Consider the following 20,048-nt stretch of genomic DNA (forward strand, 5'->3'; position numbering starts at 1 on the left):
CCGAGCCCGAGCGGTGACATGCCGGCGGCGATCGCCCCGGACTCGCCGCCGCTCGAACCGCCGGCGGTGCGGTCGAGGTCCCAGGGGTTGTTCGTATCGCCTGTCAGGAGGTTGTCGGAATCGACGGCGTAGGAGAACTCCGGGAGGTTGGTCTTCGCCAGGAGGATCCCGCCGGCGTTCTTCAGCCGCGCCACCGCGGTGGCGTCCGTGTCCGGGACGCGGCCGGCGAAGATCGGCGAACCGCGCTGGGTCAGCACGCCGGCGGTGTCGAACGAGTCCTTGACGGTGAAGGGCACGCCGTGCAGCGGCCCCACCTCGACTCCCGAAGCGAGCTCTTCGTCCGCCGCTTTCGCGGCCTCCAGGGCCCCTTCGGCGACTGTCACGACGGCGTTGACCTTCGGGTTGGTGGCCTCGATGCGGTCGAGGTGCGCTCGTACCACCTCGACGGAGGACGCCTTCCCGGTGCGGATCAACTCCGCGAGCTCGGTCGCGTCGGACCAGATGAGATCGGACATCGTGATTCCTCTCCTGGACCGGCCGTGACATTAGACCGGTCTACTAGTTGATGGCACCCGAAGACCGGGCGACGGGGACGTGCGAAATCAGACGTGCAGAACCTGGCGGGTGACCGCCAGGGCCCGGTCGAGCTGGGCGGCGCTGCCGTGGATCTTCGCCAGCATGCTGGCCCCGAGCCACAGGTCGTACAGGGTCTCGGCCGTCGCGCGCGGAGTGTCCTGAATGGACACCGACCCGTCCGCCACGCCGTCGGTGATCATCTGCTCGATCCGGTCGATGATCGCCGCGGTCCCGGCCTTCGTCGTGACGCGCATGGCCTCCGACAGGTCGGCGATCTCCGCGCCCAGCTTGACGACCAGACAGCCGCCCTGGCAGTCGTCCGCGGCCTGCGTGTCGTGGAAGTACTGCCAGTACTGCATGAGGTGCTCGGCCGAGCTCTTCGCCTTGTCCGCGACGATGCGGTCCATGGTGGCGAAGTAGTCGTCGAAGTAGCTCTTCATCATCGCCTCGCCGAAGGCGTCCTTGGAGTCGAACCAGTGGTAGAACGACCCTTTCGGAACGCCCGCGTCGGCGAGCACCTCGTTGATGCCGACCGCCGCGTAACCCTTGGCCAGGACGATCCGCCGGGCGGTGTCGAGCAGGCTTTTGCGGGTGTCGACTTTGGGTGGCATGGGGTGACCGTAGCAGCAGATTAGACCAGTCGTCTAGTGGCGGTCTCGAAATCGGGTCAGAGGTGTGCTTCGCGGGCCCAGACGTCCAGTGCACGCCTGTCTCCCCGCACGTCCAGGCCCGTCGCGTCGCGCCGGTTCCACAGCAGCAGAAGCAGTTCGCCCGGCTGGGCGGTCACCTCCGTGTCCACTGTGGCGGGCCCGCGGCCGAACTCCGGTTTGTCCGGCCCGATCCGCACCCACCACCGCGATCCGGTTTCGGAGCACGTCAGGCCGAGGGAAGTGGGCACCGTGGCCCGCAACGTGGCGGCATAGCGCTGGGCGAACCCGGTGACCATCTCGTCGACGCCGTCCGCGGCGAGTGCCGGGTCGAGGCTGGTGCCGCGGAGGCCGCTTTCCCGGCCGGCGTTGCGCGCGTCCACGGCGTGGACGACGGTCTCGTGCACCATGCGCCGGGCCCAGTACAGCCGAGGCTCGGCGGCGGGCCACATCGTCCAGCAGGCCAGGCCGGCCGGCGCGGTTCGAAGGGCTTCGAGCACGCTGTGGTGAGCCGCGGCCAGGGACTCGATGGGATCGGCGAGGGAATCGGGGTCCGGCCCGGGCAGGGCGGGTGGCCTGCTTCGCGCACCTCGGACGATCAGCTCGACCCAGCGGTACACGCTCGTGGTGTGCGTCACGAGGTCGTCGAGTGTCCACTCGGGACAGAATGGGACGCGGTCGGCGGGGCCGGCCCGGCGGGCCGAGGCCACCAAGGCCGGGCCCTGTTCTGCCAGCTCGTCGAGGTAGTACCCCACGTCGTGCGGCGGACGATGGACCGCGGTCTGGCTGCCGTGGCTGGACTGAGGGTTCATCGATGTGCTCCGATATCCGCCTGAGCTTTCGTATGTATGTCAGCCGACATAGTATCGACGGCGTGATCATCGTCAACCGAAGGCGCGCCCCGGCCGGCGGGAAGACGTCACGGACTCGAGCAAGGAGCACACATGTCGCAGCCACACGGCGGAGGACCGGTCTACGCGCTCAACCTCTTCGACATCGCCGACCGCGAGGAGTACCTGGCCTACTCCCGGCGATCGCCGCGGGAGGTCGCCGCGCACGGCGGTCGTGTGGTCGCGCTGGGCCGGTTCCAGGAGTCGGTCACCGGCGACATCGAGCCGCGCAAGGTCATGATCGTCGTCGAGTGGGAGTCGCGCGCGGCCTTCGAGAGCTACCGCAACGACCCGGCCCTGGCCGACCTGCACCCGCACCGTGAGAACGGCTCGTCCTCCTACGTCTGGCATCTGTTCGACCGTCTCGACGACCTGCGTCCCCTGCTGCGGCCGGAGTCCTGACCCCGCGGCGGGTCACACGGAGAGCTCTTGCGCCTCGACGGCCCGGCAGTACTCGAGTTGCTGCTGTGCCAGCTTCCGGACTCGTGCCAGTGATGCGATCCGCTCGTCGATGAGGTCGATCTTGGACTGCAGGCTCTCCTGTGCTCGCGCGTGGTCCAGCACGCCGTCGGTCATCTCCTGGCAGAAGGCCAGGATCTCGCGCAGGGAGAACCCGATCGACTTCCCGGAGGCGATGAGGTCGGCCGTTTCGACGTCCTTCTCCGTGTAGTGCCGATAGCCGTTGTCGCTGCGGCTGCCGGAGAAGAAGCCCACCTTCTCGTAGAAGCGGATCGCGTCGGTGCTGACGCCGACGCGTTTGGCGAACTCGCCGATCAACATGCGCTGAGCCTCCCTGTCGATCCGCGCCGCCCTGCCGAGCCGGGTGGAGTGAGGCGGGGATCACCCTGGACCTTGGAGTGTACTCCAAGGTTTACGTTCGAGCCGACCGACGATCAAGGAGGCTCCGATGACTGTGACTCACCCCGAACCCGGAACCGCGGTGGACGGCCTGGACGGATTCCGGCACCGCTACGCCGAAGTGAACGGCACCCGCATCCACTACGTGATCGGCGGCGCCGGCCCGGCGGTCGTGCTGGTGCACGGCTTCCCGTTCACCTGGGCGGTGTGGCGCGAGGTGATGCCGCTGCTGGCGGCACAGGGCTACACCGTGCTGGCGCCCGACCTGCGTGGCATGGGCGATTCCGGCCCGGCCGAGAGCGACACCTTCGCCAAGACCAACGTCGCCGAGGACATCCGGCAGATCGTGCTCGGGCTGGAGCTCGGGCCGATCAACCTGGTCGGCATGGACGTGGGCGGCATGGTGGTCTACGCGTACGCGTCGCGGCATCCCGACGAGGTCCGCCGGCTGGTGCTGTCCGAGACGCTGATCCCCGGCTTCGGCCTCGAGGAGATGATGAACCCGTCCGTCGACGGCGGCACGTACAGCTTCGGGTTCCACGGCCAGGTCGACCTCGCCACGTTCCTCACCCAGGGCAAGGAAACCGCCTTCCTCGCCCCGTTCTACCGGCTGACCTCGGTGCGGCCGGACGCCGAGGAGTGAGTTCACGACCCGGCTCCCGATGCCGGTCCTGGTGCTCCACGGCGACCACGGCTACTTCCGCGCGCCCGGTTGGCCTTGCCGTCCTCGACCATGGCGCCGTAGTGCTGGAAGCCGCCGCGGATGCCGTTCGGGCCGGTGAAGTGCGGCAGGTAGTGGGCGACGCCGGACCAGCTGCTGGCCGGCGCCCGGCAGGTCGCCGAGCACTTCGAAACCGATGTCATCCCGCAGGCTTCCCACGCGTACGCGTTCGACAACCCGCAGGCCACCGCCGAGCGATTCCAGCGGTTCTTCGCGGTGTCCGACACGGAGCGGCTGGTCGTCGTCGACGAGATCCGGCAGTTCATGGCCCAGTACGTCTCCTACGCTGACCGCAAGCAGTTCGACCGGCTCTCGCAGCTGTTCGCGCCGGAGGCGACCTTCACGATCCACGACCCGCAAGGCGCGCAGGTCATGCGGATGACCGGCCCGAAGGAGATCGAGGACGTCATCACCACCAGCGTCGGCGACGCCACCGCGATCCACCACCTGTTCTCCTTCACCACCGAGGTCCACTCGCCGGTCGCCGCGTCCTCGACCGTCGCCATGGAGGACTGGATCGACGGCAGCACCCTCAAGGTGCGCGGCTACGGCCACTACCACGGCGAGTTCGCCAAGGTCGACGGCTCCTGGCGGATCGAGAAGTTCGTCCAGACCCGCCTGCGCACGGACGTGCTCTCGTGAGTGCGCCGCCCCAATAGTTCTCTCACCGAACCAGCCTGTGCTACAGTCCTCGATAGTTCGCTCACCGAACTTACGGTGCGCCGAGTTCGCAGGTGCGTCGATCGGCTGACGGATCGCTCTTGCCGTGAGGCCGGACGCATTTCCTACGGAGGTGGACGATCGTGAACGTCGAGAGGCACGCGGCGGCTGGGGCGCGGCCCGCGGCAGAGGGGGCGACGGTTGCGCTGGCGTGCGTGGCCACCGCTTTGGCGATGGTCATGTTCACGTTGCCCATGAGCACGTTGGTCACGCTGGCCAACACCATGGGCGCGAGCGTGATGGGACGCACCTGGATGCTCAGCGCCGCCAGCGTCGGGCTCGGCGCGGGCCTGCTCGTCAGCGGCGCGCTGGCCGACAAGCTGGGCCGCCGCACCGTTTTCGTCATCGGCGCGGCGGTTCAGGCGGTCTTCCTGTTCGCCGGCGCCGGGCTGCCCAACCCGACCTTGTTCACGATCGCCCGCATCGGACAGGGACTCGGCGCCGCCGCGATGCTGGCCACCAGTCTCGGGCTGATCGCCCAGGTCACCACCCCCGGACACCAGCGCACCCGAGCCACCGGCCTGTGGGGGGCGAGCCTCGGCGTCGGGATCCTCATCGGACCCCTGCTCGCGGCGCTCCTGGAGCCCGCGGCCGGCTGGCGCAGCCCCTACCTGCTCGTCGGGCTGCTCAGCGCGGGCCTGACCGTCTTCTCCCGGGTTCTGCCCGCCAACCCCGCGAGCCCCGCACCGGCCGGACGCATCGACTACCTCGGCGCCGCGGCCCTGATCGCCGGCCCGAGCGCACTGCTCGCCGGACTGGTTCTCGGCCGCACCGGCTGGGGCCAGCCCGCGGTCCTGGTGTTCCTGGCCGCGGGAATCCTCATCATCGCCGCCTTCGTCGTCCACGAACGCCGCACCGAACACCCCCTGGTCGACCTTCGGCTGTTCACCAACTGGCAGTTCGTCACGGTCACCGCCGCCGCCTTCACCGCCGGATTCGGCGTGATCTCCCTGACCTCCTACACGCCCACGCTCGTCGAGCAAGCACTGCACGGCTCCCCGCTCGCCGGCTCCGTTCCGCTGGTGATCTGGTCCGGCCTGAGCGTGCTCGTCTCTCTGGTCGCCCGGCACCTGCGCGGGCGCGTCACCCCGGAAACCCAGCTCGCCCTCGGGCTGGTCGTCATCGGCGCCGGCCTCGCGACCCTCGCACCCCTGCACGACGGCGCCACCCTCCTGCGCCTGGCCCCCGGCTTCGCGATCGCCGGCATCGGCACCGGCCTGCTCAACGCCTCGCTCGGCGCCCAAGCCGTCGCCACCGTCCCCGCCCACCACGCCAGCATGGGCAGCGGCGTCAACAACACCGCCCGCTACCTCGGCTCCGGCCTCGGCGTCGCCGTCGTGACCTCGACCGTCAACCCGGCGTCGCCACAGGCACTTCTGCAGTCATGGGCGGTCCCCGTCACCATCTGCGCCGCCATCTCCGTGGTGATCGGCGTTGCCATCCCGCTCTACGCAAAGGTTTCCCGCAAAGGTGCGCCCGCCCGGGAAACCACGGTGGCCGGGTGAGGAAAACCCTTGGCCCGCCGCCCTTTCCGGCGGGCCCGCTCAGCGCAGGGGTACCAGCATGCGGTGCGGCTCGGAAAGGGCTTCGCTGACGAAGTCGTCGGCGTGATCGTCGTAGCCGGGCCCGGGAAGGACCACGAGGTCGGCCGGGGCGACCGCGCGGCCGCACGCGGAGCAGGAACCGTCCTGCGCGAGCAGGCCGGAATCCTCGACGTGCTGGAACACGCGGCGCGGACCGCGCTGGGAGAAGTGTTCGTCGCCCCAGACGAGCAGGTCGCGGACGACCGACCACAGGCCCACGCCTTTGTCGGTCAGCACGTATTCGCGGTAACCGTGGGTGCCGCGCGTCTCCGCCAGCACGCCGGTCTCGAGCAGGCCTTCGAGGCGCTCGGTCAGCACGGCGCGCGACATGCCGAGGTGGGCCTGGAAGTCTCCGAAACGGCGCACGCCGAAGAAGGCGTCGCGCACGATCAGCAGCGTCCAGCGTTCGCCGACGATCTCGAGGCTGCGCGCCAGCGAGCACTGCTGACCCGCGTAGTACTTGGGGAGAGCCATAAGTCCATGCTACCAGGGATGGTTCGTTGACCGAACCGCGTTGGCGGGCCGGCCGAAACGGCTGCCGCGGCGCGGGTGCGGCGGCTATTGTCACTGCCGTGAACGACCTGCCGGAGTTCCAGGCGCGTGAGCTCGCCGCGCTCGTCGAAGACCTGAGCGGGCTCGAGCCGCAGCAGTGGCGCTCGGCCACGTTGTGCGCCGACTGGGATGTCGAGGAGGTCGTCGCCCATCTCGGGGCGGCCGCGACGCTGTCGCGGTTCGCGTGGTTCCGCAGCATGATCGGGGCCCGGTTCGACGGGGATGTGCACAACCGGCGGCGTCTCGAAGAGTTCCGGGGCAGCACGCCGGAGGAGACGTTCGAGCGGTTTCGCCGGGTCGGTCCCATCGCCACGCCTGTGAAGCCGTCTCCGGCGGGGCTCGGTGAGGTGATCGTGCACGCCGAGGACATCCGGCGGCCCCTGGGGATCGAGCACGCGCCGGACGCAGAGGGGCTGCTCGCGGTCGCCCGGTTCTTCGCGACCAAGAACTTCGCGGTGAACAGCAAGACCATAGCCGCGGGGCTTTCCCTGCGGGCGACGGACGCCGGCTTCGCCGAGGGCGCCGGGCCCGAGGTCGCCGGGCCGCTGCTGTCGCTGGTGATGGTGATGGCGGGCCGGGCCGCGGTCCTGCCCGATCTCAGTGGTGACGGCGTGGCGGAGCTTCGCACCCGGCTGGGTTCCTGACCTGCGCGCGCACGGCCGGTTCCAGCAGCGACAACGTCCGCCGCTGCGCGTCCAGGCCGACGCGAACCCCGACCGGCATCGGCAGGTTCGGGCCGGCGTGTCCGAACTGGACGTTGCCCAGGACCGGGATGTCGCGGTCGCCGAGCACGTCGAGGACGATTTCGGCCAGCGTGGGGGAGTCCGGGGGCTCGGCCAGCCCGTCGATCGCGTGCGGGACACCCACGACCATGCCCGAGATCCGGTCGAGGATCCCGTGGTGGCGCAGGACGTGCAGGTAGCTCCACACGTACGACGCGAGGCCGCCCATCTCCTCCCAGAACAGCACCGCGCCGTCGAACCGGTCGAGCGGCAGCGCGAACTGCGTCGCCTGCACCAGCGCGATGCGGTTGATCACGCCGCCGACCAGCCGCCCTTCGGCCCGCCCGGCGCGCCAGCACTCCCACGACGGGGTGGCCGGCAGCGCACCGATCGCTTCGGTACTGGTCAGCAGCTTCGAGTAGAGGCTCTCCAGCTCGGCTCTGCGCGGTGCGGACGCCGTCTGCCAGTGGCCGCCGAGCCCGGGCGTGGCCAGGTCGGCGTGGAACCCGATCAGGCCCGTGCGCGCGTGGAGCACCAGGTGCAGCAACGAAATGTCGCTGTAGCCGAGGATCGGCTTGGGATCGGCGACGATCGCGTCGAAGTCGATCAGGTCCAGGTAGCCGAGCACCGTCTGGCCGCCGTCGTGCGCGATGATCGCGCGCACCTCGCGATCACGCAGGAGCCCGTTGAACTCCGCGGCGATCTCCGCCGGCGCCGCCGCGCTCCACCACCGGTGCCGCCCCGCTTCGAGCAGCGGCGCCCGGCCCACGCGGAAACCCATCCGTTCGAGCACGGCCACCGCCTCGTCGAGGTCGGCCTCGTAGGCGGCGTGCAACGGCCCGGACAGCGCCGCGATGACGACGAGATCCCCGGGCTCGACGGCGCGGGGGCGAAGCAGAGCCGATCCGGTCACCCGGCGCAGTATCCGCGGCCCCGCAGCACTTCGCGACGTATTTACCCGCGTGAGCTCAGGCCGACGGCAGCCGCGCGGCCACCACCGCGGCGATCGACTTCGCGGTGGCGCAGATGACGTCGAGCTTTCCCTTGTTCGCCTCGTCCGTGAGCTCGACGAGGACGACCTCGTCGCGTTGGGCGGGCGTGCCCTTCACGGTGGGCAGGGTGGGTGTGTAGGTGCGGTGGACGACGGTGACGTCGCAAACGTCGCCTTCGTCGTGCGGGTCGACGTACGCCGGGCGGCCGCCGACGGTCGTGGGGGTCTGGCCGTCAGGCGGGTCGGTGGCCAGGGGCCATTGGCGGTCGTAGTACAGGTCCACGGATTCCGCGTCGTCGCCCCAGGAGCAGGCCCAGTTCGCGAAGTACCGGTCCGTCGGGTAGTCCGGACCGACGACGCGGCGGAGCGTGGCGTCGTCGACGAGGGTGCAGGCGTCGACGCTCGCCAGGGACGCCGGCGGGAACGGCTGGGCGCGGCGGGCGATGGGGCCGCGGACGACGCGCGCGTAGGCGTCGCCGACCACGGCGTCGGACATGGCGCACAGCTGCGGGGAGTCGCCGCCGTCGGCGCGGACGGTGCTGACGGTGACCAGCCGCAGGTCGGGCAGGACGAAGTAGCGGCGGCACTTGCCGGGGTCGGCGTTCGGGCGCTGGATGTCGCCGAGGCGGCCGCGGACCGGCGGCACCTGCGGGTACTCCTCCGGCGCGGTCAGTTCCAGGCTGGTGACGATCGTGCTGCCGTCGGCGAGGGTGGTGTCGAGGTCGCAGCGGGCGAACGTGCCGAGGTTGGGCTCGAGGAAGACCTTGCCGTACGGGGCCAGGGAGTTCACCGTCAGCAGCGAGCACGGGTCGGCGGTACGCGGGTCGCCGACGAGGTCCGACGTCGCGTTGGCGGACGGCGGCTCGCTGCGCGTGAAGACGAGGAACCCGGCCACCAGAAGGACCACGGCTCCGAGCACCCCGGCGGCGACGAGCTTGAGGCGCCGGGGGTGCCGCCGGCGGGGGAGCCGCGCGGTCGGGGCTCCGCTGAGGAGCGCTTCGGCCTCGGCGGCGGTGGGCCGGTTCGTGGGCTGCCGGTCGAGCATCACCGCCAGCGTGAGGGCGAGCGGGCCGGCGTTGCGCGCGGCGTCGACCTTGCCTTCCGCCGCTCGCCGCAGCTGCCCGAACGGCCCGTTTTCCCCGCTGCCCCAAGGCGAAACACCCTCGACGGCGGCGAACAGCGTCGCGCCGAGGGAGAAGACGTCCGCGGCGGGGCCGGCGGCGTAGCCGTTCGCCACCTCCGGCGCGAGGTAGCCCGCGGTGCCGCCGACGCTGGCGCTGCCGGTGAGCGTGACCTCGTCCCAGCGGGAGATGCCGAGGTCGGCGAGCTTGGCCGTGCCGTCCTCGGTGACCAGGACGTTGCCCGGCGTGATGTCCCGGTGCACCATGTCGCGCGCGTGCATCGCGACGAGCGCGGACGCGATCTGCGCCCCGATGGCCGCCGCGCGCTCCGGCTTCAGGACGCCGTCGCTGCGCACGACCTCCTCCAGGCTGCGCGCCGGCAGGTACTCCATGACCAGCCACCGGTCGTCCCCGTCGACGACGGAGTCGAACACCGCCACCACGTGCTGGTGGTGCAGCGACGCACCCAGCCGCGCCTCACGCCGGATCTGCCCGCCGTCACCGTCGAGCGACCGCTTGAGCGCGACCGTCCGCCGCAGCTCCAGATCCGTCGCGCGCCACACGACCCCCATCCCGCCCGCGCCGAGGCGCTCCTCCAACCGATACCGCCCGGCCACCACCTGCGCAGACACGCGCACAGTCTAGGGGCTGGACGGCCACCGGTTCACGCCAATCCGATGCTTGGCTCCGGCGCGGACCCGTCGCGGGATGCCAGGGCGATGGCGCGGATCGGCCAGGACGCGGGAGCGGCCCGTTGCTCCGGGGTGGTTCCGGCCGGAGTCGGGCGCCCGCCCGAGGCCGTGGACGGGAGGGGCCACTGGCTTTCCGGCGATCATGGTCGCCGTGTCGGTTCTCTCGCCGGGCCACCCACTGTCCTATGAGGACGACGCCGGCACCCTCGGCGTCCCGGACCGCGGCGGTCCGGGACGGACGGTGGGTCAGCTGAAAACGACCTCGGCGTCGAGGAACTGGCGCAGGTTGGCCAGGAACACCTTCGGGTACTGGAACTGCGAGGCGTGGCCCGAGTCCGGGTAGATGATCAGCTGCGAGTTCGGGATGTGCTTCGCGAGGATGTGCGAGTTGACCGTCGGCAGCATGATGTCGCGGTCGCCGTTGACGATCAGGGTGGGCTGGGTGATGGCCTGCAGAGCGGTGTCACGGTCGGCCTCGGGCCACTGCGCCCAGCTCACCACGGCCTGTTGCTGACGCTCGCCGACGGCAGTGGTGGCCTCGGGGTCGTAGTCCGTGGTGCGCTGGTGGCGGCGCTGCCAGAAGTCGCGGCCGGCTTGCTTGGCGGCATCGCTGCGGCCGAAGAAGAGGTAGAGGTAGTCGTCCAGGGTCAGGTCGGGGTGCATGACGACGTCGAGGACCTTCGTCTCGGCCTCGCTCATGTCGCCGGCGGGCGGGATGGTGCCCAGCAGCACCAGCCGGCGCACGAGTTCGGGGTGCCGGAAGGTCAGGGCCTGGGCCACGGCGCCGCCGATGGAGAAGCCGACCACGTCCACCAGCGCGAGGCCGAGGGTACGCAGGAAGTCGGCGGCGAAGTCGGCCATGCCTTCGAAGGTCACCGGGACCTCGCCGGCCGATCCGGAGACGCCGACGCTGTCCAGCAGGATCACGGGCCGGTCGGCGGCCAGGCCGTCGGTCAGCAGCGGGTCCCAGTTGTCGAGGCCGCCGCGGAAGTGCTGCAGCAGCAGGACCGGTGTGCCGGTGGCGGCGCCGAAGCGGCGGTAGGCGATGCGGTCGCCGTTGACGGTGATGTGCTCGGTCGGGGCGGTGACGTGTGTGGTCATGACTTCTCCTCAGCATCTGGCTTTCAATCAACAAGCTAGCCGTCCGGGAAACCGATCGGTACCCGAAGAAGCTATGGCGATGATCACGTAGAAACCACAAACTTCACCACGATTGAGAGCTAGAGTGGTACCGATCGGTACCCGGAAAGAGTGGTGAGATGGCACAGGAGACGGCCGGCCCGCGATCGCGGATCCTGGCGGTGGCGACCGAGCTGTTCTACCGCCACGGCATCAACACCACCGGCATCGCCGAGGTGGCCGACCGTGCCGGCGTGTCCAAGCGAACGCTCTACCAGCTGTTTCCCGGCAAGGACCTGCTCGTGGCCGCCTACCTCGACGGCATCGCCGCCACCACCGAGCGCGACACCGGCGACGGCAACAACGAGTACAAGCTCTTCGACCTCGCCCTTTCCCCCCGCGAACGGCTGCTCGGGCTCTTCGATCGCCCCGCCCCCGTCGCCCGCTACCGAGGCTGCCCGTTCCACGACGCCGCCGTGGAGCTGGCCGGCCTCGACCACCCCGGCCTGCCGCTGGTCATCGAGCACAAGCACGGGATCCTGCGCCGCCTCATCGACACCGCCCGCCAGGCCGGCGCCACCGATCCGGACCTGCTCGGGCGCCAGGTCGCGGTCCTGTTCGAAGGTGCCATGGCACTGTCCACTTCGCTCAACAGCACCGAGGCGTTCGACTTCGCGCGCACCGCTGCCGTCGTGCTGCTGGACGCTGCATTGCCGGCCTAGCGGTGCGCCGGTCGATTCCCGAAGTACGCCTCACTCGGCGTTGTACTTGGCCTTCCACTCCGGCACCAGCGCCTCCTCCGTCGCGCCGCCGAAGGTGTAGGCGGGGGAGAGGATGGGGTGGACCTCGGCGACGTGGATGAGCACGGCGTGGTGGAACGGGTAGCCCGGGCCGTTGGCCGCCAGCAGCCAGTCGGAGAGCCACGTGTGCACGGGGTCGCCCGGGGGGAGGATCTCGGCGGTGCCGCGGAAGCGGTAGCCGCGGCGGCGGAAGAAGTCGATCGAGTTCACCTCGACCCGCGGGTCGTGCCGCAGGTTCTCGACGGTTTCCGGCGAAGCCATGTCCATGAACGCCAGGTGCTCGTCGTCGTACACGCTCACCGAGCCCTTGGGCGAGAGGTTCGGCGCGCCGTCGGGGCGCACGGTCGCCACGAAGGACAGTTTCGCGTCGGCCACCACGCGGCGCATGTCGTCGTCGAGGACGGTCATGGGACTACCTCTTTTCGGATGCGGCCGCGAAACAGCCGGTCGAGGCTGAACGCGAACGCGCGGGCGGGCGCGAGGGCCAGGAGCAGAGCCGCGGCGCAGGCGCTGAAGACCGAGGCGCTCAACGGCGCTTCCCAGCCGAGGAACAACGCCATGGACAACCCGAACACGAGCTGCAGGGCCGTCGCCGCCCAGGCCGACCATCGCAGGGCGACCCCGGCCAGCAGCGTGAGGCCCAGGGTGAGCTCCGCGACGGTCGCGGCCCACGCGGCGACAGTGGCCAGGCCGTCAGGCAGGTATGGGACGAGCTGGTGCGTGTACGCGGTGAAGGCCGCGAAGCCGCCCCACGCCACGTTGCCGGTGTGCGGCGGGCCCCAGAGACCGAAGCGGTCGGCCACCGCGGAGAGGAAACCGGCGGCCAGCGCCAGCCGCGCGAACACGGTCGCGACCGGCCACGCGCGCGACGGTACGGCGATGGTCGCCACCTCGTCCGCCACCTCGTCCGACACCGACATCAGGCCTCCTCCTCCGGCGAGGGCCGACCGTCCGGGTCCGTCCTCCCCTCGCGAACACCCTCGAGGCTAAGTCCTCGCACGCCGTGAGGGGAAAGACCGACCGCGGGCGAATTGAGTACTTTCGAGTTATGGATCTTGAAGCCCGGCACCTGCGCTACGTGGTGGCGGTGGCGGACACGCTCAACTTCACCCGCGCCGCGGAGCAGCTGAACGTGTCGCAGCCGGCGTTGTCGGCGCGGGTCAAGGCGATCGAGCGGCACCTCGGTGTCGCGTTGTTCCGCCGGACCACCCGCTCGGTCGCGTGCACGGAAGCCGGGGCACGGTTCGTCGAGCGCGCCCGCGAAATCCTCGGGCTCCTGGGTGACGCGGAACGCGAGGCCCGGCAGTCGGTGTACGGGCGGATGCTGCCGGTCGGCTTCTACGGCGTCGCGGCCGGCGACCTGACCGCCGAGATCATCGACCGCTTCCGGGAACGCAGCCCCGGCGTCGAGGTGGAGCTCAAGCGCCACGGCTGGGCGGATCCCTCGGCCGGGCTGCGCGACCGCACGACGTCGCTCGCGTTCGTGCGGCCGCCGTTCCGGTCCCACGGGCTGCGCCTGCTGGTCCTGGGCACCGAACCCCGCGTGGCCGGCCTGCCGTCGCGGCACCGGCTCGCCGGGCGCGACAGCGTGGACGTGACCGAACTGCTCGGCGACCCCGTCGCGGTCCGGCGCACGACGGACCCGGTGTGGGCCGAGTTCTGGTCCGGGGGCAGCGTCCGGCCGGCCGCGCTCAAGCCACGGCTGGTCGAGGTCGGCGACGTCGACGAAGAGCTGCAGGCGGTCGCCGCCGGTCGCGCGATCACGTTGACCGCGGCGGTGGCCGAGACCTACTTCCCGCGCGCGGGCGTCACCTACGTGCCTCTGACCGGGCTGCCACCCAGCCGTCTCGCTCTCGCGTGGCACGCGGACGAGACCGATCCCGTCTGCCACGCCTTCGTCGCCGCCACCCGCGACGTGCTCGCCCGGCGACGGGTCGCCCGCTGAGCTCAGTGGCCGGACATCCCGCCGTCCACCGCGAGGGTCGTGCCGGTGATGTAGGACGACGCGTCGCCGGCCAGGAACACCACGGCGGCGTCCAGCTCGTGCTGCTCGCCCAGCCGCCCGAGCGGGCTGTGCTGTTTCACGAACGGCAGGAGCACGTCGTCGGGGATGTCCTCGGTCATCTCGCTGGCGAAGTAGCCCGGCGCGATCGCGTTGACCCGGATGCCGCGGCGGCCCGACCACTGCTGGGCGAGGTCGCGGGTCAGCCCGATGACGCCCGCCTTGCTCGCCGCGTAGGCCGCCTGCGGCGCGTAGGACTTGATGAGCGCGAGCACGCTGCTGATGTTCACGATGCTCGACCCGGCCGCCATCACGCGCCCGCACGCCTGCGCGGCCCAGTAGACGCCGTTGAGGTTCACGTCGACGACCCGGCGGAACTCCTCGGGCGTCTCGCGGAGAGCCGGCACGGCGGTGCCGACGCCGGCGTTGTTCACGAGCACGTCGATGCGCCCGAACTCGGCGAGCGCGGCCTGCACCATGGCGTCGCAGCCGGCCGGGTCCGAGACGTCGGCAGCCACCACGGCGGCGCGCCGGCCCAGATCGCGAACGCTTGCGGCGACCTCGGCCAGGCGGTCGGCGCGGCGGGCGGCGAGGACGACGTCGGCGCCGGCTTCGGCCAGCGCGCGGGCGAACCCCGCGCCCAGCCCCGAACTGGCGCCGGTGACGACGGCGACCTTGCCGTCGAGACGGAAGAGATCGAGTACCCCGGTCACGGTCACCCCCGGCCGATCCGCGCGGCGGCGCGCAGCCCGGCGGCGGCGAGCGGGGCGACGGCGCCGCCGACCGACTCGAAGCCGGAGCCGCGCGTGAGCCCCTGCTGGTAGCGCGCGTGGATGCCTTCGGCGATCACGGCGATCTTGAAGTAGCCGAGCGCGAGGTAGAAGTCGAGCCGGCCCAGGTCACGGCCGCTGATCTCGGCGTAGCGCTGCGCCAGGTCGCCCACCGCGGGCAGCCGGTCGCTCGTGGACGCGGCCGCGCCGGCGAGCACGGGCGCGAACGCGGGGTCCGAGTACACCAGGTGCAGGCCGAGGTCGGCGAGCGGATCGCCCAGCGTCGCCATCTCCCAGTCCACGACCGCGCGGGCCGTCGCCGGGTCGTCCGGCGCCAGGATGATGTTGTCGATGCGGTAGTCGCCGTGCACGATCGACGCGCCGCTCTCGGCCGGGCAGGTCTCGGCCAGCCGCGCGTGCAGCGCCTCGATGTCGGGCAACGGGCGGGTCTGAACCCGCTCCCACTGGTCGTGCCAGCGCCGGACCTGGCGGCCCAGGTACCCCTCGGGCCGGCCGAAGTCGCCGAGCCCCACCGCGTGCGGGTCGACGGCGTGCAGGCGGGCCAGCACGTCGACGAGACCTTCGGCGCAGCGGCGGATGTCGTCGTCGGCCAAGGCGCCCAGCTGTTCCGTGGTCCGGATGACCACGCCGTCGACGTGCTCCACGACCGAAAACGGCACCCCGATGACGTCTTCGCCGCCCAGCACCACGGCGCGGGCCACCGGCACATCGCTGTCGCGCAGCGCCGCCACGACGCGGTATTCGCGGCCCATGTCGTGGGCCGAGGGCGTGAGCCCGCCCAGCGGCGGCCGGCGCAGCACCCAGCGGCTGCGGCCGTCGGTGAGCACGTAGGTGAGGTTGGACCGGCCGCCCTGCAGCATTTCCGCGCTGAGGTGACCCCCGAAGCCGGGGACCTCGGCGGCGAAGAACGCCTCGAGCGCCCTCAGGTCGAGACCATCCACTGTGGACGTCATCGCACGGCCTTCGCGTGGCGGCGCAGCACGCGGCGCGCGATGGCCCAGCGGTGGGTCTCCGACGGCCCGTCGTAGATGCGGAACGGGCGGACCTCGCGCAGGAACCGGCCGAGCAGCACGTCGCCGGAGATGCCGAGCGAGCCGCAGATCTGCACCGCGCGGTCGACCACGCGCCAGATCGCCTCGGCGCAGAACGTCTTCGCGATCGCCGTTTCCTGCGACGCGGGCCCGCCCCGGTCGAGCTCCCAGCACGCTTGCCGGATGAGTCCGCGCGAGGCCGCGATGTCGATCTCGTTGTCGGCGATCATCTGCTGCACCATGCCCAGGTCGCCGAGCCGCGAGCCGAACAGCTCGCGCTCGGCCGCGCGGGCGACGGCGATGTCCTGCGCGCGGCGGGCGATGCCGAGCCAGCGCATGCAGTGGGTCATGCGCGCCGGGCCGAGGCGGACCTGCGCGTAGCGGAAGCCTTCGTCGATTTCACCGAGCACCGCGTCCTCGGGGACGACGCAGCCGTCGAAGTCGAGCTCGATGTGGCCGCCGAAGAGGCTTTCGTCGAGCGTGTCGATGTGCCGGACCACCTTCATGCCGGGGGTGTCCGCGTCGACGAGGAACATCGTCGCGCCGCCCGTGTGGCCGGGTTCGCCCGAGGTGCGGGCCATGCAGATCGTGAACCCGGCGCCCTCGGCGCCGGTGATGAACCACTTGCGGCCGGTGATGCGCCAGCCGTCCTCGACGCGTTCCGCGCGCGTGGCCAGTGCACCCGGGTCGGAGCCGGCGCCTGGGGCGGGCTCGGTCATCGCGAAGCACGAGCGGACCTCGCCGCTCGCGAGCGGGCGCAGGTAGCGCTCCTTCTGCTCGTCGCTCGCGATCGCCTCGAGCATGTGCATGTTGCCCTCGTCGGGCGCGGCGATGTTCAGCGCGAGCGGGCCGAGCAGCGAGTAACCGGCCTCCTCGAACACGACGGCGCGCCCCCGCATGTCGAGCCCGTGGCCGCCGTACTCGGCGCTCACGTGCGGGGCGAAGACGCCCGCGTCCTTCGCGGCCTGCTGCAGCTGCCGGCGGACGTCGTCGGAATGCACCACGCCCTTGTGCTCTTCTTCGACGGGGATCACCACGTCGCGGACGAACTTCGCGGTGCGCTCGGCGAGGTCGGCGACCTCCGGCCCGGGCGAGAGGTCGACGGCCATGGCGCTCTCCCATCGGCTAATGACTATTAGCCGGTGACTATAGGCGGGTTCTCGGGCTGTGTCACAGTGCGGTGGCATCAGTCACCCTGGTGGCCGTGAGTCGGCTATCCTGCGTTAGCCGAAGGGAGGTCGCGTGGACCGGTCCGGCCACATCCGTGAGGCCGCGCTCGAGCTGTTCACCCGCAAGGGGTTCGAGAGCACGACCATGGGTGACATCGGCGCCGCCGTGGGAATCCGCGGCCCCAGCCTGTACAAGCACGTCGCAGCCAAGCAGGACCTGCTGGTGGCGATCATGGTCACGACCATGGACGACCTGCTCACCGCGCACCGCGCCGCCGTCACCGGCGTCGCCGACCCCGTGGAACGCCTCCGCCGCGCCACCGAGGCCCACGTCCGCTACCACGCCCGTCACCGGCTGGAGGCCTTCGTCGGCACCCGCGAGATCCGCAGCCTGGCCGAGCCGCACCTGACCCGGGTGCTCGCCCTGCGCGCCGAGTACGAGGCCTGCTTCCGCGCGGTCGTCCAGTCCGGTGTGGACGCGGGGGCGTTCCAGGTGGACTCCGTTCGCCTCGCCTCGTACGCGATCCTCGACCTGGGCATGGGCGTCGCCGTCTGGTATCGCGCCGACGGCGAACAGTCCGAGGACGCGCTGGTGTGGCAGTACAGCCGGTTCGCGCTCCGGTTGGTGGGGGTCGCGGGCTAGTCCCGGTCGCGAAGCCACCCTCGGATCCACTGTGGACACCCTCGCCGAAGGCGGGCTGTGTGCTGCCCTTGACAGCGATTGAATCGCGGTTCACTATTGAACGACGGTTCATTCCTGCGTCACTCAGCCCGGAGGTCGAGACGTGACGAAACCCGGCAAAACCGACGCCCGACTCAGCCCTCGGGTGGCGGCGCGCCAGGCCGACGCGCGGCGGCGCATCCTGGAAGCCGCGCGCGTGGTGGTGGCCGAGCACGGGTTCGCGGCGGCGCAGGTCGCGGTGGTGGCGTCGGTGGCCGACGTGGCGACCGGCTCGATTTATCGCCATTTCCCGTCGAAGGCGTCGCTGTTCTCGGAGATGCTGCGGGTCGTCTGCGAACGTGAGCTGGAGGTGGTGCGCGCCATCGCCGGGGAGGGCGGGCGCAGCGCGGGGGAGCGGATCGGCGACGCCGTGGCGACCTTCGTGGACCGGGCGCTGCGCGGAGACGGCCTGGCCTACGCCGTGATCGTCGAGCCCATGGATCCCGAGGTGGACCAGGTGCGGCTGGAGGCCCGCGCGGGGCTGGCGGAGGCGTTCGCGGGCCTCATCGAGGAAGGCGTCGAGTCCGGCGAGTTCGCGGCGCAGGACGCGCGCGTGCGCGGCGCGGCGATCGTCGGCGCGTTCCTGGAAGGCGTCGTGACCCCGTTGGCCGAACGCGACACGCAGCCGCCCGACCGGGAGGCGATCAGCGGCGAGATCGCCCGGTTCTGCCAGGCCGGCGTCGCCCACCCACACCCTGGAGGCAATCGATGACCGGCTTCACGCAGCAGCGCCCGATCCCGGACAACCTGATCCCGGATCTCAACGGGGTCAACGCGTTCACCACCGACAAGGTCGCCTCGTGGATCGTCGGGCAGTACTCGCCGTGGGCCGCGGAACGGGCGGCGGCGCTCGGGGCGAAGGTGTGGGATCCGCGCGTGCTCAAGGCCGCGCGCGACGCCCAGCGCCACACCCCCGAACTGCGCACCCTGGACCGGCTCGGCAACGAGGTCCACGACGTCGACTTCCACCCCGCCTACCACGAGCTGATGGCGCTGGGCTTCGGTTCCGGCGTGCATTCCCTGGCCTGGACGGCGGACCAGCCGGGCGCGCACTCGGCGCGCGCGGTGCTTTCCTACCTGTGGAACCAGATCGACGGATCCACGGCCTGCCCGCTCGGGATGGCCTACGCGTCGATCCCCGTGCTGCGCAGCCAGCCCGAGCTCGCGCCGTGGGCCGAGGCGATCGCGGCGGAGGGCTACGACCCCGCCGACGTCCCGATCGCCGGGAAGTCCGCCGGCACCATCGGCTACTTCATGACCGAGAAACACGGCGGTTCCGACCTGCGCGCCAACGTCACCGTCGCGCGCCCGGTGAACCGCCGCGGCCCCGGTGAGACGTACTTGCTCAACGGCCACAAGTGGTTCGCCTCGGTCCCGATGGCCGACGCCTACCTCACCGTCGCGCAGACCGAAGGCGGCGTCTCGTGCCTGCTCGTGCCGCGCCGGCGCCCCGGCGGCGAGCTCAACGGCATCAAGATCAACCGCCTCAAGGACAAGCTCGGCAACCGCGCCAACGCGTCCTCGGAGATCGAGTACCACGACGCGCACGCCGTCCTCGTCGGCGAGGAAGGCAAAGGCGTGCGGACGATCCTGTCCTCGGCGGAGTACACGCGCCTCGACTTCGCCGTGGGGTCGGCCGGGCTGATGCGTGCGGCGCTGTCCCAAGGTCTGCACTACAACGACCGGCGCACGGCGTTCGGCGCGCGGCTTTCGCAGCTGCCGATCCAGGCGCCGGTGCTGGCCGACCTCGCGCTGGAGTGGGCCGGGGCCGCGCACCTCGGGTTCCGCGTGGCCCGCGCGGAGGACCACGGCGACGACGTGGCCGAAGGGCTCGTCAGCCGGCTGCTGACCCCGGTGGCGAAGTTCTGGAACTGCCGCCGCGTGTCGAGCGTGACCGAGGAGGTCATCCAGTCCATCGGCGGAAACGCCTACATCGAGGAACATCCCTGCCCGCGCTACTACCGCGAGGCGCCGCTCAACGCGATCTGGGAGGGCACCTCGAACATGATGGTGATGGACGTCGGCCGAGTCCTGACCCGCGAGCCGAAGGCGATCGAGCCGGTGCTCGACGAGATCCGCCCGGTCGCCGCCGAACACCCGTTGCTGGCCGCCGTCGTGGCCGAGGTCGAAGAGCTCGTGACGGCCCCGGAGGACACGGCCCGCTACCTCGTCACGCGGCTCGCGCTCGGCGTGCAGGCCGCGCTCCTGGTGCGGCACGCGCCGACGGTCGTCGCCGACGCGTTCGTCGCTTCCCGTCTGGGTTCCGGCTGGGGCCCGGGTTACGGAACCCTGCGCGGGCACGACTTCGAGGCGATCATCGACTACGCCCGGCTCGGCTGACG

Annotated in this window: 24 protein-coding genes; 10 read left to right on the plus strand and 14 right to left on the minus strand. The window is 71.2% G+C overall.

From position 1 onward, the window contains the following. From AB0878_RS35570 to AB0878_RS35580, 3 genes are all read right to left on the minus strand, one after another. Nucleotides 1–515 (minus strand): amidase (locus AB0878_RS35570; RefSeq protein WP_366584835.1); only part of this gene is annotated, 515 nt, incomplete at its 3' end. Between the two features lie 87 nt (nt 516–602). Further along, a complete protein-coding gene (locus AB0878_RS35575) occupies nt 603–1,187 on the minus strand; it encodes a TetR/AcrR family transcriptional regulator (protein WP_366584837.1) in 585 nt (194 codons plus the stop codon). A 56-nt stretch (nt 1,188–1,243) separates the two neighbouring features. Next, nucleotides 1,244–2,035, minus strand: a complete 792-nt coding sequence (locus tag AB0878_RS35580) for a maleylpyruvate isomerase family mycothiol-dependent enzyme (protein ID WP_366584839.1) — start codon at nt 2,033–2,035, stop codon at nt 1,244–1,246. A 132-nt stretch (nt 2,036–2,167) separates the two neighbouring features. On the opposite strand from AB0878_RS35580, the gene AB0878_RS35585 reads away from it, so the two are divergent. After that, the gene (locus tag AB0878_RS35585) at nt 2,168–2,515 is read left to right on the plus strand and encodes a DUF1330 domain-containing protein (RefSeq protein ID WP_366584841.1); all 348 of its coding nucleotides are present in this window, start codon (nt 2,168–2,170) and stop codon (nt 2,513–2,515) included. A 12-nt stretch (nt 2,516–2,527) separates the two neighbouring features. Here the strand turns inward: AB0878_RS35585 and AB0878_RS35590 are convergent, their stop codons facing one another. Then, a complete protein-coding gene (locus AB0878_RS35590; protein WP_366584843.1) occupies nt 2,528–2,893 on the minus strand; it encodes a MerR family transcriptional regulator in 366 nt (121 codons plus the stop codon). A 127-nt stretch (nt 2,894–3,020) separates the two neighbouring features. Here AB0878_RS35590 and AB0878_RS35595 point away from each other — a divergent pair, with 127 nt between their 5' ends. After that, nucleotides 3,021–3,614 carry an alpha/beta hydrolase gene (locus tag AB0878_RS35595; RefSeq protein WP_366584845.1) on the plus strand — a complete coding sequence of 198 codons (594 nt, stop codon included), beginning with the start codon at nt 3,021–3,023 and terminating at the stop codon, nt 3,612–3,614. Nucleotides 3,615–3,616: 2 nt separating this feature from the next. Here the strand turns inward: AB0878_RS35595 and AB0878_RS35600 are convergent, their stop codons facing one another. Continuing rightward, nucleotides 3,617–3,835, minus strand: coding sequence for a hypothetical protein (locus tag AB0878_RS35600; protein ID WP_366584847.1), 219 nt, complete (start codon nt 3,833–3,835; stop codon nt 3,617–3,619). A gap of 73 nt (nt 3,836–3,908) precedes the next feature. Between AB0878_RS35600 and AB0878_RS35605 the strand changes: the two genes are divergently transcribed. Both AB0878_RS35605 and AB0878_RS35610 read left to right on the plus strand, forming a co-directional pair. Further along, nucleotides 3,909–4,334, plus strand: a complete 426-nt coding sequence (locus AB0878_RS35605; RefSeq protein ID WP_366584849.1) for a nuclear transport factor 2 family protein — start codon at nt 3,909–3,911, stop codon at nt 4,332–4,334. A gap of 161 nt (nt 4,335–4,495) precedes the next feature. Next, nucleotides 4,496–5,917: an MFS transporter gene (locus tag AB0878_RS35610; protein ID WP_366584851.1), complete on the plus strand. Its 1,422-nt coding sequence runs from the start codon at nt 4,496–4,498 to the stop codon at nt 5,915–5,917. 39 nt (nt 5,918–5,956) lie between these two features. Here the strand turns inward: AB0878_RS35610 and AB0878_RS35615 are convergent, their stop codons facing one another. Then, nucleotides 5,957–6,469, minus strand: coding sequence for a helix-turn-helix domain-containing protein (locus AB0878_RS35615; protein WP_366584853.1), 513 nt, complete (start codon nt 6,467–6,469; stop codon nt 5,957–5,959). Nucleotides 6,470–6,567: 98 nt separating this feature from the next. Between AB0878_RS35615 and AB0878_RS35620 the strand changes: the two genes are divergently transcribed. Further along, nucleotides 6,568–7,191 carry a maleylpyruvate isomerase family mycothiol-dependent enzyme gene (locus AB0878_RS35620; protein ID WP_366584855.1) on the plus strand — a complete coding sequence of 208 codons (624 nt, stop codon included), beginning with the start codon at nt 6,568–6,570 and terminating at the stop codon, nt 7,189–7,191. Here the strand turns inward: AB0878_RS35620 and AB0878_RS35625 are convergent. The 3 genes from AB0878_RS35625 to AB0878_RS35635 form a co-directional block, all read right to left on the minus strand. After that, nucleotides 7,145–8,182, minus strand: coding sequence for an LD-carboxypeptidase (locus tag AB0878_RS35625; protein WP_366584857.1), 1,038 nt, complete (start codon nt 8,180–8,182; stop codon nt 7,145–7,147). The two genes, AB0878_RS35620 and AB0878_RS35625, sit on opposite strands and share 47 nt — an antisense overlap. A gap of 55 nt (nt 8,183–8,237) precedes the next feature. After that, on the minus strand, nt 8,238–10,013 hold the full coding sequence (locus tag AB0878_RS35630; protein ID WP_366584859.1) for a serine/threonine-protein kinase: 1,776 nt from the start codon (nt 10,011–10,013) through the stop codon (nt 8,238–8,240). A gap of 306 nt (nt 10,014–10,319) precedes the next feature. After that, nucleotides 10,320–11,174 (minus strand): alpha/beta hydrolase, encoded by an 855-nt coding sequence (locus AB0878_RS35635; RefSeq protein WP_366584861.1) that lies wholly within the window; start codon nt 11,172–11,174, stop codon nt 10,320–10,322. A gap of 158 nt (nt 11,175–11,332) precedes the next feature. Between AB0878_RS35635 and AB0878_RS35640 the strand changes: the two genes are divergently transcribed. Beyond that, nucleotides 11,333–11,914 carry a helix-turn-helix domain-containing protein gene (locus tag AB0878_RS35640; protein WP_366584863.1) on the plus strand — a complete coding sequence of 194 codons (582 nt, stop codon included), beginning with the start codon at nt 11,333–11,335 and terminating at the stop codon, nt 11,912–11,914. A 30-nt stretch (nt 11,915–11,944) separates the two neighbouring features. On the opposite strand, the gene AB0878_RS35645 is transcribed toward AB0878_RS35640, so the two are convergent. Then, nucleotides 11,945–12,400 carry a pyridoxamine 5'-phosphate oxidase family protein gene (locus tag AB0878_RS35645; protein WP_366584865.1) on the minus strand — a complete coding sequence of 152 codons (456 nt, stop codon included), beginning with the start codon at nt 12,398–12,400 and terminating at the stop codon, nt 11,945–11,947. Further along, on the minus strand, nt 12,397–12,912 hold the full coding sequence (locus AB0878_RS35650; protein ID WP_366584867.1) for a hypothetical protein: 516 nt from the start codon (nt 12,910–12,912) through the stop codon (nt 12,397–12,399). The genes AB0878_RS35645 and AB0878_RS35650 overlap by 4 nt, the downstream gene beginning before the upstream one ends. Nucleotides 12,913–13,040: 128 nt before the next feature. Here AB0878_RS35650 and AB0878_RS35655 point away from each other — a divergent pair, with 128 nt between their 5' ends. After that, nucleotides 13,041–13,937 carry a LysR substrate-binding domain-containing protein gene (locus tag AB0878_RS35655; protein ID WP_366584869.1) on the plus strand — a complete coding sequence of 299 codons (897 nt, stop codon included), beginning with the start codon at nt 13,041–13,043 and terminating at the stop codon, nt 13,935–13,937. A 2-nt stretch (nt 13,938–13,939) separates the two neighbouring features. Here the strand turns inward: AB0878_RS35655 and AB0878_RS35660 are convergent, their stop codons facing one another. From AB0878_RS35660 to AB0878_RS35670, 3 genes are read right to left on the minus strand one after another with little or no spacing between them, the layout of a single operon-like run. After that, a complete protein-coding gene (locus AB0878_RS35660) occupies nt 13,940–14,707 on the minus strand; it encodes a 3-oxoacyl-ACP reductase family protein (RefSeq protein ID WP_366584871.1) in 768 nt (255 codons plus the stop codon). Nucleotides 14,708–14,709: 2 nt separating this feature from the next. Next, a complete protein-coding gene (locus AB0878_RS35665) occupies nt 14,710–15,738 on the minus strand; it encodes a phosphotransferase family protein (RefSeq protein ID WP_366584873.1) in 1,029 nt (342 codons plus the stop codon). After that, a complete protein-coding gene (locus AB0878_RS35670) occupies nt 15,735–16,925 on the minus strand; it encodes an acyl-CoA dehydrogenase family protein (RefSeq protein WP_366584875.1) in 1,191 nt (396 codons plus the stop codon). Before AB0878_RS35670 ends, AB0878_RS35665 begins: the two co-directional genes overlap by 4 nt. Before the next feature lie 133 nt (nt 16,926–17,058). On the opposite strand from AB0878_RS35670, the gene AB0878_RS35675 reads away from it, so the two are divergent. From AB0878_RS35675 to AB0878_RS35685, 3 genes are all read left to right on the plus strand, one after another. Beyond that, nucleotides 17,059–17,628 carry a TetR/AcrR family transcriptional regulator gene (locus tag AB0878_RS35675; protein ID WP_366584877.1) on the plus strand — a complete coding sequence of 190 codons (570 nt, stop codon included), beginning with the start codon at nt 17,059–17,061 and terminating at the stop codon, nt 17,626–17,628. A 142-nt stretch (nt 17,629–17,770) separates the two neighbouring features. After that, nucleotides 17,771–18,418: a TetR/AcrR family transcriptional regulator gene (locus AB0878_RS35680; RefSeq protein ID WP_366584879.1), complete on the plus strand. Its 648-nt coding sequence runs from the start codon at nt 17,771–17,773 to the stop codon at nt 18,416–18,418. Then, a complete protein-coding gene (locus tag AB0878_RS35685; protein WP_366584881.1) occupies nt 18,415–20,046 on the plus strand; it encodes an acyl-CoA dehydrogenase family protein in 1,632 nt (543 codons plus the stop codon). The genes AB0878_RS35680 and AB0878_RS35685 overlap by 4 nt, the downstream gene beginning before the upstream one ends. The last annotated feature ends 2 nt before the right edge of the window (nt 20,047–20,048 follow it).

The organism is Amycolatopsis sp. NPDC047767 (genome assembly GCF_040704195.1).
Lineage (GTDB): Bacteria > Actinomycetota > Actinomycetes > Mycobacteriales > Pseudonocardiaceae > Amycolatopsis.